Source organism: Sphingomonas sp. SORGH_AS_0789, assembly GCF_031453055.1.
Lineage (GTDB): Bacteria > Pseudomonadota > Alphaproteobacteria > Sphingomonadales > Sphingomonadaceae > Sphingomonas.
On the sequence record NZ_JAVIYV010000001.1, the window covers coordinates 368,959 to 381,144 of the forward strand.

The window sequence follows — 12,186 nt, forward strand, 5'->3', positions numbered from 1 at the left end:
CCCCGGCAGAGGGTTCTGCTCTTCGGATAGCGAACTTATGCCCCCCCGCTCTCGCTATCCAAGCCATAGGCCTGGAAGCGTCCACCCTCCCCCCCCGGTGACGCTTCCAGGCCTTAATCTTTTCCGCATTCCGAGATTCCGCCGCTTCGCCGCCCGCTTCGCCACCCGTGACAGGGCCGGAACGAATGCCGTGTTGACGCATTGGACGCGCAAGGATTTCACAAAGGAGACTGAGAATGCGTAAGCTCATGGGTCTGGCAATCGTCGCCGGTGCGTTGCTGGTCAGCGCATGCAACACCGTCGAGGGCGTGGGTCGCGACGTGAGCTCGGCGGGCAACACCGTCGCCAAGACGGCGGACGACGCCAAGTAAGCCCTTCACCCGGCTGAAGACAGGAAAGGCCCTGGCGGTTTCGCCGGGGCCTTTTTGTTGGGGTTCGGTCCGTGGCCTTCGACTTCGCTCAGGCTGAACGGCGTTTGGGGCCTTGGAGCCCTTCCCTCGCTCCGTTCAGCCTGAGCGAAGTCAAAGGCCAAGCGAGCACCAAAGAAAAAGGCCCCGGTTCTCACCGAGGCCTTTCCAGAACCATCCACACCGACATCACGCCGCCGCGTCGGCTTCCTCTTCGGGCGCCTGTCTGGCCCGGCTCCGTTCGGTGAACCAGATGCCGATGATCGCCAGTTCGTAGAGGATGATGAGCGGAACCGCGAGCAGCACCTGCGACATCAGGTCGGGCGGGGTCAGCACCGCCGCGATCGCGGTCGCCGCGACGATCGCATAGCGCCGAGCCCCGATCAGTTGCTTGCGCGTCACGATCCCCGCCCGCTCCAGCAGCATCAGCAGCACCGGCAACAGGAACGCCAGGCCGAAGGCGAACAGGAACTGCATGATGAAGGACAGGTAATTGCCGATGGCAGGCAAGGCCTCGCGCCGCACGCCGCCGACGACCCCGTCAAAGCCCAGCAGGAAGTGCAGCGCCATCGGGATGGCGATATAATAGGCCATCGCCGCGCCCATCAGGAACAGCACCGGCGTCGCCAGCAGGAAAGGCAGCAGCGCGCGCTTTTCCTTGCGGTACAGCCCCGGCGCGACGAACTGCCACAGCTGGTTGGCGATCACCGGAAAGGCGATCATCATCGCGGCGAAGAAGGCGACCTTCACCTGGACGAAAAACGCCTCGAAAATCTCGGTATAGACCAGCTTGCCCTGCCCGGCCGCCAGCAGCGGCTTGGCGAGGAAGCCGAAGATCGACTCCGAGAAATACATCGACACGCCGAAGCCCAGCGCGATCGCGACGATGCAATAGAGCAGCCGACGACGAAGCTCGATCAGATGGTCGAGCAGGGGCGCGCGGCTGGCGTCGATCTCGTCATGGTCGGTCACGACGCCGCCCCTTCATTGTGGCGCGGGGCCGGATGCGCGGCGGGATCGGCGGGCGCGGGGGCGACGACGGGCTTCTCGACCATCACCGGCCGGTCGCTGTGATCCTCGTGCGCGGGCGCATGAGGGTCGGACAAGGCGGGGTCGGCTAGGGCGGGGACGGGCGCGGCGTGATCCGGCGCCGTCTGATCGGGCGCGGGATCGACGACCGGCGGCACCTCGGCGGCATGCTCGCGCATGATCCGCTCATTCTCCGCCGCCCAGCGCTTTTCCATTTCCTCCAGCTCGGCCTCGCGGACCATATTGTCGAAGCCCTGCCGGAACTGGCGCGAGACGCCGCGCGCCTTGCCGACCCAATAGCCGACGACGCGCATCGCCTTGGGCAGATCCTTGGGACCGATCACGACCAGCGCGACGATGGCGACGAGCAGGAACTCGCTGGAGTCGATATTGAACATGGACGTCCGGTATCAGCTGGCGGACGCGATCAGCGATCGTCGCGCACGCGCTCGCCATCACGGTCGAAGGCGGGCTCGGCCGACTTCTGCGCCTCGATCCGGGCGGACGGCTTGGCGGGCTTTTCGTCCTCTTCGGCCATGCCCTTCTTGAAGTTCTTCACACCCTTGGCGACATCGCCCATCAGGTTGGAGAAGCGGCCGCCGCCGAGCAGAAGGATGGCGACGATCGCGAGGACGAGAAGGTGAATCGGGCTAAAGCTGCCCATGGCACGTCTCCTGGGAATTCATGGTCTATCTAGGCCTTGGCATCGCCAGCGGCAATGGTTCAGCGATGCGTGCAAAGCCCCGAACGGGGAGCAAGGAGCCGTGCCGCCTCATTGTGACGTGGGCGTGACGCAAAGAAAAGCTCAATCGCCCTCGGGCGACGCATCGGATGCGGCCTCCTCCTCGTCCTCCAGCCGCTCCAGCGCCAGATCGACGGGATCGAGCAGCCCGGCCGCGCGCAGATCCTCCAGGCCGGGCAGATCGCGTCGGCTGGTCAGCCCGAAATGCTGGAGAAAGGCGGGCGTCGTCGCATAGATCAGCGGCCGCCCCGGCACCTCGCGCCGCCCCGCGGGCCGCACCCAGCCCGCCTCCATCAGCACGTCCAGCGTGCCCTTGGAAATGGCGACGCCGCGGATCGCCTCGATCTCGGCGCGGCTGACGGGTTCGTGATAGGCGATGATCGCCAGCGTCTCGATGCCCGCGCGCGACAGGCGGCGCATCTCCTCACGGTCGCGGCGCAGCAAATGCGCGAGATCGGGCGCAGTCTGGAAATGCCAGCGGTCGCCGCGCCGGACCAGCGCGATCCCGCGCCCGGCATAATGCGCCTCCAACGTGTCCAGTGCGGCGCGGATGTCGGCGGCTCCCTTCGTCACGCCGACATGGGCGCGGATCGAATCCACGCTCATCGGCTCGGGCGAGGCGAACAGCACGGCTTCCACCGCGCGGACGGTCGCATCGACGGCGCTCATCGCGGCTGGCGTACCAGAAGCGGCGCGAAGGGCGCGGCCTGGCGCAGCTCGACCTTCCCCTGCCGCGCCAGTTCCAGGACCGCGAGGAAGCTGGATGCCAGCGCCGAACGCCGCAGCCGCTCGCTGCCGTCGGGCAGGAACGTCTCGATCGCCGACCAGTCGATCCGGCTGCCGACCAGCATCGACACGCGGTCCAGCGCCGCCTCCAGCGTCATCACCTGCCGGTCGGCGACGACATGCATGACCGGGCGGGTGCGCGCGTTGATCCGGCCATAGGCGGCGATTAGGTCATAGAGCCCGGCCTGCCACTGCGCCTTGCGCTGCACCGCCAGCCCCTCGGGCGCGCCGCGCGCGAAGACGTCGCGGCCCAGCCGGTCGCGCGCCATCAGCCGCGCCCCCCACCTCGCGCATCGCCGCCAGCCGCTCCAGCCGGAGTTGCAGCCGCAGCGCCAGATCCTCGGGGTCCGGCTCCTCCTCGGGCTGGCGGGGCAGCAGCAGCGAGGATTTGAGATAGGCGAGCCATGCCGCCATTACCAGATAATCGGCGGCCAGTTCCAGCTGCATCCGCCCCGCCCGGTCGATGAAACGCAGATATTGCTCGACCAGTGCCAGGATCGAAATCTGCCGCAGATCGACCTTTTGCGAACGCGCCAGTGACAGCAACAGGTCGAGCGGCCCTTCCCACCCGTCCAGATCAAGCGTCAGCTGTTCCCCCGTCATCATGTGCCAGCTTAGCGGCGATGCGAAGCCATGGCGAGACGGGCGGGGTTTATCTTTCCGGAGAGAAAGGGGGGCCGGATCATCCCTCCCAGGTGAAGTGCGCCCCCGTGCCCGTCCACCACCGCTTCGCGGCGGTCCCCCTCCCCAAGCATAGCTTGGGGAGGGGGACCATCGCATAGCGATGGTGGAGGGGCGCCGTCGCAGACGGCGGCTGACGCCGCCACCCCTCCACCACGCCCTGCGGGCGCGGTCCCCCTCCCCATCCTCGATGGGGAGGAATTGGGGGGCTCTTATTCCGCCAGCGCCAACAGTGCGTCGCGGCGCGCGATCAGTTCGGCGAAGTCGCCCTCCCCCGGACCGACACTCGCCATCGCGCGGTCGAGCCGGGCGCGGGCCGCGTCGGTGATGGCGGGCACCCGACCCGCAATCTCGACCATCTCGTCCATCCGCGCCCAGCAATCGAGCACCAGGTCGCATCCCGCCGCCAGCGCGCCGGCCGCCTTCTCGCCCGCCGTACCGCTCAGCGCCTTCATGTCGATATCGTCGGTCATCAGCAGCCCGTCGAACCCGATCCGCCCCCGGATGATCCGCTCGATCACCGTCGGCGACAGCGTCGCGGGGTGCTCGGCGTCCCAGGCCTCGAACACGATATGGCTGGTCATGCCCATCGGCGCGGCGGCCAGCGTGCAGAAGGGTTCGAGATCGACCGCCAGTTCGGCCTCGCTCGCGGTGACGGTGGGCAGGAGGTGATGCGAGTCGACCAGCGCGCGGCCATGGCCGGGCATATGCTTGACCACGCCGACGACGCCCGCCGTCGCCAGCCCCTCCAGCATCGCACGGCCCAGCGCCGCGACCTGCATCGGCTCGGCGCCATAGGCGCGGCAGGCGATCGCCTCGGTCGTATCCGGCTGCACCACGTCGAGCAGCGGCGCGCAATCGACGCTGATCCCCACCTCGCGCAGCATCAGGCCCAGCGCCTGGCCATTGGCGCGCATCGCCTGGATCGCCGACATCGGCGCGGTCTCGTACAGTCGCGCAAAGACCGGCCCGGCGGGAAAGGTGGGCCATTCGGGCGGTCCCATGCGCGCGACCCGGCCGCCTTCCTGGTCGATCAGGATCGCCAGATCGTCGCGCCCCGCCAAGTCGCGCAAGCTGTCGGTCAGGGCGCGGACCTGTGCCCGGTCGACGATGTTGCGCTTGAACAGGATATAGCCCGCCGGTTCGACCGAGGCGAAGAACGCCCGCTCGTCGGGGGTCAGCACCGGGCCCGACAGGCCGAAAATGACGGGGATCATGAACGCACACTCCGGCCCCTTCCCCGCATGGGCGGGAAAGGGGCGTGATGGATCAGCTGGCGACGAAGCAGCTCTCGCCCGCCACGCGCAGGCGACCGCAGATATCGGCGGCCTGGTTGGCCGACCCGGCATTCACGCGCAGGCGGTAGAGCGTCTTGCCGTTCGAGGCGACCGGCTGGACCACCTTGCCCAGCGCGCCGACATAGGAGAAGCGCTTGGAGAAGCGGTCCCATGCGGCATTGGCCGAAGATTCGCTGGGATAGGCGCCCAGCTGGACCATCGACCCGCTGCCGGTCGCGGCAACGGGGGCGGGACGTGCCGCCGCCACGGGCGCGGGCGCGACCAGCCTGCCGCCCGATTCGGGCACCTGCGCCACGGCGTTGCGGCCGCCATTGGGCTCGGCGGGCTTCTGGACGACGCGGGTGCCGTTCATCGGCGCCTCGGGCACGGCGCGCAGATCGATCGCGCCGGTGCCGCCGGGCTTGCCCGCGCTGGTGGCGATCGCGGTATTGCCCTCGCCCTTGACCTTCAGCCCGCCCGGATCGGCCGGACGCACCTTATAGTCGCCCTCGGGCGCGGCGATGATCGCGCCGTCGCCATCGGCGGCGGCGGTATGCGCCTGCCACTTGTACAGCGCGAAGCCGATAAAGGCGAGAATGGCGAGGCCCAGGATGACCAGCGCCACGACCTTGCCGATGCCGACCCCCTCGGGCTCGTCCGCCTCGACGGTTTCCAGCCAGGGAAGACGATCGTCCTCCTGTTGGTCATAGCCGCGCAGGTCCATCTCGTTCGCCATCACTTCATCTCCGACACGGCCTCGACGCCCATCAGCGCCAGGCCGTTGCGGATAATCTGCCCGATCCCTTCGCTCAGGAAAAGCCGCGCGCGCGTGACATCGGGATTCTCCGCGATCAGGAAGCGGCGATCGACCCGGTCGTTGCCGACATTCCACGCGGCATGGAAGGCCGCCGCCAGATCATAGAGATAGAAGGCGATGCGATGCGGCTCGCGCGCCGCCGCCGCCGTCTCGACGATGCGCGGGAATTGCGCGGCCAGCTTCACCAGCGCCAGATCCTCGGTATCGAGCAGCGACAGGTCGGCAGTGCCGCCCTCGATCCCCGCCTCGGCCGCGCGGCGCTTCAGCGAGGCGATGCGGGCATGGGCATATTGGACGTAGAAGACGGGATTGTCCTTCGACGCCTCGACCACCTTGGCGAAGTCGAAGTCCATCTGCGCATCGGCGCGCCGAGTCAGCATGGTGAAGCGGACCACGTCCTTGCCGACTTCGCGCACGACATCGGCCAGCGTGACGAAATTGCCCGCCCGCTTCGACATCTTCACCGGCTCGCCACCGCGCAGCAGGCGGACCATCTGGACCAGCTTCACGTCGAACTTGGTCTTGCCGCCGGTCAGCGCCTCGACCGCCGCGACGATCCGCTTGACGGTGCCCGCATGGTCGGCGCCCCAGATGTCGATCAGCTGATCGGCGGACTGCGCCTTCTGATAGTGATAGGCCAGGTCGGCGCCGAAATAGGTCCAGCTGCCGTTCGACTTCTTGATCGGGCGATCCTGATCGTCGCCGAACTGGCTGGAGCGGAACAGCGGCAGCTCGACCGGCTCCCAATCCTCGGGCGTCTCGCCCTTGGGGGCCTCCAGCACGCCGTCATAGACCAGGCCGCGCGAGCGCAGCTCGGCCTCGGCCGCCTCGGGCTTGCCCGCCGCCTGCAGCTCTGCCTCGGAGGAGAACAGGTCGTGATGGATGCCGAGCAGCGCCAGATCCTCGCGGATCATCGCCATCATCGCCGCCACCGCGCGGGTGCGGAACAGGATCAGCCATTCCCCCTCGGGCGCGTCGACGTAAGCGTCGCCGAACTCGGCGGCCAGCGCCTCGCCCACCGGCTTCAGATATTCGCCCGGGTAGAGCCCCTCGGGGATCTCGATCGTCGCGCCCAGCGCCTCGCGGTAGCGCAGATGCGCCGAGCGGGCGAGCACGTCGACCTGGCCGCCCGCATCGTTGACATAATATTCGCGGATGACCTTGTGGCCCGCAAATTCGAGCAGCGTGGCGAGCGCATCGCCCACCACCGCGCCCCGGCAATGGCCCATATGCATCGGGCCGGTCGGGTTGGCCGAGACATATTCGATGTTGACCGTCACACCGTTCCCGCGCGCCGAGCGACCATAATCGCCCCCCGCCTGCGGGATCGCCGCCAGCTCGTCGCGCCAGGCGGCATCGGTCAGCCGCATGTTGAGGAAGCCCGGCCCGGCGACCGCGACGCTGTCCACCTCGTCCAGCTTGCCCAGTTCGGCGGCCAGCGCCTCGGCCAGCGCGCGCGGGTTGGTCCCTGCGGGCTTGGCCAGCACCATCGCGGCGTTGGTGGCAAGGTCGCCATGCGACGCGTCGCGCGGCGGCTCGACCGTGACGTTGCGGCGATCCAGCCCGCCGGGCAACGTGCCGGCGGCAACCAGCGTGTCCAGCGCCGCATCGATATGCGCGGCAAAGCGGGTGTAGAGGGTCATCGCATCGTCCGATCGGGGGTAGGAAAGCGTTGCGCTCTAGCGAAATCGGGCGCGCGCTTCAAATCATGCTTGGCGGGCGGGCCCGGCGAGCGATTGCGCGCAGTGCATCCATGCCCCAGCCCTTTGCAGTTGCCGTCCATGCTGCGCCGCAATAACTCCGTATACGAAAGTTACAGCGCGAGAGGACCTGATCCGGCTCAACGCAAAAAGCGGGAGTTTCGATCATGCGCAAGACCATTCTGATCCTGGCCGCGGCCGTTGCCGCCATCCCCACCGTCGGCGTGATCGCCGCCGAGGGCGAGCAGCGCTTCGTTCACGAAGGCCAGACCTATGTCTACACCCGGTCGACCGAAAACGGCAATCCGGTGATCCAGGGCCGTCGCTATCCGGGCGGCGAGCCGTTCCGCTTCGTGGTGAAGGGCCACCGCGTGACCGGCACGACCGGCACCACCCAGGTCGCCTTCACGACCGACGAAGCCCGTGGCGCACTGGGCGCAGGCGTCGAGACCAGCGCTCGCTGATCTCTGCCTTACGGCTTGAGAGAAACGGCCCGTTCTTCCGATGGGAAGAGCGGGCCGTTTTCTATTCGGGGCGACCGACAGGCGTGTTCATGCACCGCTGATCTTCTGTCCCGAATGCCCGCCCTCCTTGTCCGATTTTCCGGAAGCGGTCTTCTTCGCGCCGGTGCCCGTGCCACCGCCTCGCCCGGTCCCCAAGCTGCCACGCGCGCCGTCTCCGCCTTTGGCCGTAACCGATCCGGGATTACCGCCTGCGCCCTTCTGTGCCATGATCGATCTCCTGTTCAACCGATCAAGAACAGGACCGAACCCCGGCACGTTCCATGTAAATTCAGTTACTTAGATCACATCGGACTGGTTCCACCCTCATCGGGGAAAGTCGCGCACGTCATAGTGGCTGAAGCGTCGCCTCGCCCGGCGATCACGCCATGCCTGCAGCTTCATCACGAGGTAGACCAGGATCGCCGGAACCACGGCCAATGGAGCGTAGACCAGGGGCAGTCCCAAATCGCACAGTCCCCCATAGCTGAGAAGCGTCAAGGGGAAGGCGATGCGAATCCATATTCGCCACCGATAGAGATCGTGATCGGACCGGAATGGCGGCGGTTCTGGACTGCTCGCTTCGGCGGCCGGACCATGTGCAGCTCTTCGAGATCGCAACCAACTGGTCGAGCGCTGTCGCATGACGGCACGATAGCGCTTGTCGGGCCTCGATTGCCACCAATCCCGAACACCGCCTTCCGGTCAGAAGCCGTCCGGCAGGTCGATCGCGCCGATCACCTCGCGATAGCACCGCACCGCATAACGGTCCGTCATCCCCGCGATGAAGTCGGCGATATGCCGACTCCGCGCCGGTTCGTCCTCCGGCAAGCGCTCGCGCCATTCCTCGGGCAGTTGCGCGGGGTCGGCGCGATAGGCGGCGAACAGGCCCTGGACGATGCCGTGCGCCGCATCCGCCGCCGCCAGTTGGCGCGGGTGGTGGTAGAGATTGGCGTACATGAACCGCTTCAGGTCGCGCTCCTCGGCCCGCATCGCATCCGAAAAGCCGACCAGCGCCCGGCCCGCCGCGCGGACATCGGCGACGTCCCCCACCCCGCTATCGGCGATGCGCGCCCGCGTCTCGGCGACGAGGTCGTTGACCATCACCCCGATCTGCGAGCGGATCAGCTCGCTCGCCAACCTCTTGGGCGCGACATCGGGGAATTGCGCCCGCGCCACGTCCCACCCGCGCGCGACTAGCGGCACGCTCAGCAGCTGGTCGAGGGTCAACAGCCCCGCGCGCAGGCCGTCGTCGATATCGTGATTGTCATAGGCGATATCGTCCGCCAGCGCCGCGACCTGCGCCTCCAGCGAGGCATGGCTGTCCAGGTCGAGCGGAAAGCCCGCATCCGCCTCGCGCAGCGCCCAGCCGGGGTGGCGGACCGGGCCGTTATGCTTGGCCAGCCCCTCCAGCGTCTCCCAGCTGAGGTTCAGCCCGTCCCAACGGGGATAGGGCCGCTCGATCGCGGTCAGGGTGCGCAGCGTGTGGCCGTTGTGATCGAACCCGCCATGATCGGTCAGCGCCGCCTTCAGCGCATCCTCGCCCGCATGGCCGAAGGGCGGATGGCCGATATCGTGCGCCAGGCACAGCGCCTCGGTCAGATCCTCGTTCAGCCCCAGCGTCCGTGCGATCGTCCGCCCGATCTGCGCCACTTCCAGGCTGTGGGTCAGGCGGACGCGGAAATGGTCGCCATCGGGCGCCATGAACACCTGCGTCTTGTGCCGCAGCCGCCGGAAGCTGATCGAATGGATGATCCGGTCGCGGTCGCGCTGGAACGCGTCGCGCGGGCCGCGCTCCAGCCCCTTGGCCTCGTCATGGCGGCGGCCCCGGCTCCGGTCGGGATAGGAGGCCCAGGGGGCGAAGCGGCTCACTTCGCGTCGAGCCGCGTCACCGCCTGCCCTGCGTCGCTGGTCACGGGGAAGGCCGAAACCCCCTTCTTGGCCAGCTGGTTGCCGAAGGCGCGCGCCTCCGCCTCGGTCTTGAACGGGCCGGTCAGGACCCGGTGGGTCGCGCGCAGCGGAGTCTTGTAGCCCTTGTGCGCGGCGAACAGCTCGGGGGCCTTCGCCTTGGTCGCCGCCCAGGCCTTGGGCAAATCGTCCTCGTTCGCGCCGCCCGCGACCTGGACCCAGATGCGCTCGGGATTGGCCCTGGCGCGCTTCTTCTCCTCGGCGGCTACCTTGGCTTCGGCCGCCTTCTTCTCCGCCTCGGCCTTTTTGGCGGCGAGCGCCTTCTTCTCGGCGGCCGCCTTGGCCGCGGCGGCCTTGCGCTCGGCGGCGGTCGGCGTCTTGCTTTCCTTCGCGGCGGGCTCGGCGGCCTCGCTCGCCTTTTCGCGCGCCTGGTGATCGCGATCGGCCTTGGCGCGGGCTTCGGCCAGGACGCGCTGTGCCCCGCCTGATACCGGCGTATTTGCGGCGACCACCGCCGGACGCTCCGGCCCTTCGACCCCCAGTTCGGAGGCGGGGATGGAGAGATTGGCGACGATCCGTGCCAGCACCGAATCCTCGCGCAAGGCGTGCGAGGCGGCGAGCGAGGGACGACGCGACGCCGTGCGGGCCGGGCGCGACGGAGGCGTCGGTTCGCTGGTCTCGGCCGGGATCGGCTGGACCATCGGGGTGGTCTCGGCCTTGGCAAGTTGGACCGGCGGCGCGGCAGGCGTCGGCTCGGGCGTGGTCGGAACCGCCTGGACCATCTGGACCGGCGGCGTGGTGACCGGTGCTGGGGCGACCGGTGCTGTGGTGACCGGCGCCGTGGCGGGCGCGGGCAAGGGCTGGATCATCGGCCGTGCGGGCTCGGCGGCGGCCAGCGCGACGGGGGCCGTGGGCGCGGCGGCCGGTTCCGCCGGGCGCGCGGCGGGCGCGGTCGGCAGCGCGGAGGTGAAGCCCGGCTGCGGCTGGACCGGGCGCATCGGCGAGGCGGCGGCCACGACGCGGTTCGTGTCGGGCAAGGGCTGGATCATCGCGGTCGACGCGGTCCGGACCGGAGCGGGAAGCGCCGCCGTCGCGACGCCGGGATCGCGGCGCGACGAACCGCGACCGCCACGGCGGCGCTCGTCGCGGGCGGTCGCCTGCTGCACCGGCGCGGGCGTCGCCACCGTCGCAGAGGCCAGCGCGACGGGGGCATCCGGGGTCAGCACCGGCAGGCTGGGGGCCAGCCGGGCATCCGCCAGCCGCTCGGGCGTGGCGCGCGTCTCGCCGAAATGGACGGCGAAGGCCCGGTCGGTGGCGGGCAGCGTCGGCAGGCGCTGGAAAAAGGGTTGCAGCCCCTGCGCCAGCTGGGCGGGCATCATCGTGCCCGCGATGCGCGTCGCTTCGGGCAGGTCGCCCGCCATCGCCAGGATGAAGGCGCGGGCGCGCCACGCCGCGCGGTCGGTCTTGCGGAGCAGCGGATCGAGTTCCTGCAACGCCCGCTCCCGCTGGCCTGAAATCCCCAGCGACAGCGCATAACGGCGGACGATCTCGTCATTCGGCTCGCTTGCCAGCGCCAGCCGATAATCGCGCTGCGCCCGCACTTGATCGCCGACCAGATCATAGGCCAGACCGCGATCGGCGGCGAACTTCGCCGGGGCCAGTCCCGCCGCCTCGGCCTGCGCGAAATAGCGCAGCGCCTCGCCCGGTCGCTCGGATCGGACCAGGATCGATCCCATCCCCGCCTTGATCCGGGGATCGCGCGCATCGACCTTCTCGGCACGGGCGAACAGCGACGCCGCGCCCGACAGATCATCGAGGCGGATGGACAGCTCGCCCGCCTCGATCAGCGCGTCGATGTCGCGCGGATTCTGCGCGACGCGGCGCATCACATCGCCCAGCCGGTCGGCATCGGTCGTGCCGGGAAGCGGCTGGACCATGGCCTGTGCCAGAAGCGGAACGGGGGCCGATGCGAGCATCAGGGCGAGCGCCAGCGGAGCGCGGGAAAGATAGGGGAACGTCATGGGACCGATCCGCATAAAGCGCGTTTTGCCGTGCACGGCAATGCCCTTCCCGCCCCCGACGCGCCCGATCGCTCCACGCCGTCGACCAACAGGCACGGCGACCGACCGCCGCCCCGGCCAAGGCTGGGGCCTTTTGTGGCATCGGGCCGAGGCGTGACATCTCGAACATTCGGCAAGGGACAGCCCTGCGCCGTCGCCCCGGCAAAGGCCCGGCCTTTCGCTGCGGGGTCAGGGTTCGGGAAAAATCCCTGCCTCACCGGGATGACGGATGGAAATGGCGACGTGGGACCGCCACCCAACGAAAAAGGCCCGCGCGAA

General features: G+C 68.8%; 11 protein-coding genes and 1 pseudogene. 2 read left to right on the top strand and 10 right to left on the bottom strand.

Annotation, left to right across the window (positions count from 1 at the left end):
* Positions 1-236: 236 nt before the first annotated feature.
* Positions 237-371, top strand: coding sequence for an entericidin A/B family lipoprotein (locus QE360_RS01605; RefSeq protein WP_007405456.1), 135 nt, complete (start codon positions 237-239; stop codon positions 369-371).
* 225 nt (positions 372-596) lie between these two features.
* Here the strand turns inward: QE360_RS01605 and tatC are convergent, their stop codons facing one another.
* The 8 genes and pseudogenes from tatC to argS all read right to left on the bottom strand — a co-directional run bounded on the left by tatC (position 597) and on the right by argS (position 7,382).
* Positions 597-1,379: a twin-arginine translocase subunit TatC gene (gene tatC / locus QE360_RS01610; RefSeq protein ID WP_307103423.1), complete on the bottom strand. Its 783-nt coding sequence runs from the start codon at positions 1,377-1,379 to the stop codon at positions 597-599.
* On the bottom strand, positions 1,376-1,834 hold the full coding sequence (gene tatB / locus QE360_RS01615) for a Sec-independent protein translocase protein TatB (RefSeq protein ID WP_309698796.1): 459 nt from the start codon (positions 1,832-1,834) through the stop codon (positions 1,376-1,378). Before tatB ends, tatC begins: the two co-directional genes overlap by 4 nt.
* A 29-nt stretch (positions 1,835-1,863) precedes the next feature.
* Entirely contained in the window at positions 1,864-2,100 is a 237-nt protein-coding gene (locus tag QE360_RS01620) for a Sec-independent protein translocase subunit TatA (RefSeq protein ID WP_007405493.1), read from the bottom strand.
* Between the two features lie 141 nt (positions 2,101-2,241).
* Positions 2,242-2,847, bottom strand: a complete 606-nt coding sequence (gene scpB / locus QE360_RS01625; protein ID WP_309698799.1) for an SMC-Scp complex subunit ScpB — start codon at positions 2,845-2,847, stop codon at positions 2,242-2,244.
* Positions 2,844-3,570, bottom strand: a pseudogene (locus QE360_RS01630) (segregation and condensation protein A). The gene scpB and the pseudogene QE360_RS01630 overlap by 4 nt, the downstream one beginning before the upstream one ends.
* Before the next feature lie 287 nt (positions 3,571-3,857).
* The gene (locus QE360_RS01635) at positions 3,858-4,862 is read right to left on the bottom strand and encodes a glycoside hydrolase family 3 N-terminal domain-containing protein (protein ID WP_309698801.1); all 1,005 of its coding nucleotides are present in this window, start codon (positions 4,860-4,862) and stop codon (positions 3,858-3,860) included.
* Positions 4,863-4,914: 52 nt separating this feature from the next.
* Complete coding sequence (locus QE360_RS01640; RefSeq protein ID WP_309698803.1) at positions 4,915-5,658, bottom strand: SPOR domain-containing protein; 744 nt, start codon at positions 5,656-5,658, stop codon at positions 4,915-4,917.
* Complete coding sequence (gene argS / locus QE360_RS01645; protein WP_309698805.1) at positions 5,658-7,382, bottom strand: arginine--tRNA ligase; 1,725 nt, start codon at positions 7,380-7,382, stop codon at positions 5,658-5,660. Before argS ends, QE360_RS01640 begins: the two co-directional genes overlap by 1 nt.
* 224 nt (positions 7,383-7,606) lie before the next feature.
* Here argS and QE360_RS01650 point away from each other — a divergent pair, with 224 nt between their 5' ends.
* Positions 7,607-7,903 (top strand): hypothetical protein, encoded by a 297-nt coding sequence (locus tag QE360_RS01650; protein ID WP_309698807.1) that lies wholly within the window; start codon positions 7,607-7,609, stop codon positions 7,901-7,903.
* Between the two features lie 741 nt (positions 7,904-8,644).
* On the opposite strand, the gene QE360_RS01655 is transcribed toward QE360_RS01650, so the two are convergent.
* Entirely contained in the window at positions 8,645-9,811 is a 1,167-nt protein-coding gene (locus QE360_RS01655) for a deoxyguanosinetriphosphate triphosphohydrolase (protein WP_309698809.1), read from the bottom strand.
* Positions 9,808-11,868: an SPOR domain-containing protein gene (locus QE360_RS01660; RefSeq protein WP_309698811.1), complete on the bottom strand. Its 2,061-nt coding sequence runs from the start codon at positions 11,866-11,868 to the stop codon at positions 9,808-9,810. The genes QE360_RS01655 and QE360_RS01660 overlap by 4 nt, the downstream gene beginning before the upstream one ends.
* Positions 11,869-12,186: the final 318 nt, after the last annotated feature.

Bases quoted from the DNA above. Each gene is read 5' to 3' on its own strand.
- QE360_RS01650 (WP_309698807.1), top strand. From the start codon at position 7,607: ATGCGCAAGACCATTCTGATCCTGGCCGCGGCCGTTGCCGCCATCCCC.
- scpB (WP_309698799.1), bottom strand. From the start codon at position 2,847: ATGAGCGCCGTCGATGCGACCGTCCGCGCGGTGGAAGCCGTGCTGTTC.
- argS (WP_309698805.1), bottom strand. From the start codon at position 7,382: ATGACCCTCTACACCCGCTTTGCCGCGCATATCGATGCGGCGCTGGAC.
- QE360_RS01620 (WP_007405493.1), bottom strand. From the start codon at position 2,100: ATGGGCAGCTTTAGCCCGATTCACCTTCTCGTCCTCGCGATCGTCGCC.
- QE360_RS01635 (WP_309698801.1), bottom strand. From the start codon at position 4,862: ATGATCCCCGTCATTTTCGGCCTGTCGGGCCCGGTGCTGACCCCCGAC.
- QE360_RS01660 (WP_309698811.1), bottom strand. From the start codon at position 11,868: ATGACGTTCCCCTATCTTTCCCGCGCTCCGCTGGCGCTCGCCCTGATG.
- tatB (WP_309698796.1), bottom strand. From the start codon at position 1,834: ATGTTCAATATCGACTCCAGCGAGTTCCTGCTCGTCGCCATCGTCGCG.
- QE360_RS01605 (WP_007405456.1), top strand. From the start codon at position 237: ATGCGTAAGCTCATGGGTCTGGCAATCGTCGCCGGTGCGTTGCTGGTC.
- QE360_RS01640 (WP_309698803.1), bottom strand. From the start codon at position 5,658: ATGGCGAACGAGATGGACCTGCGCGGCTATGACCAACAGGAGGACGAT.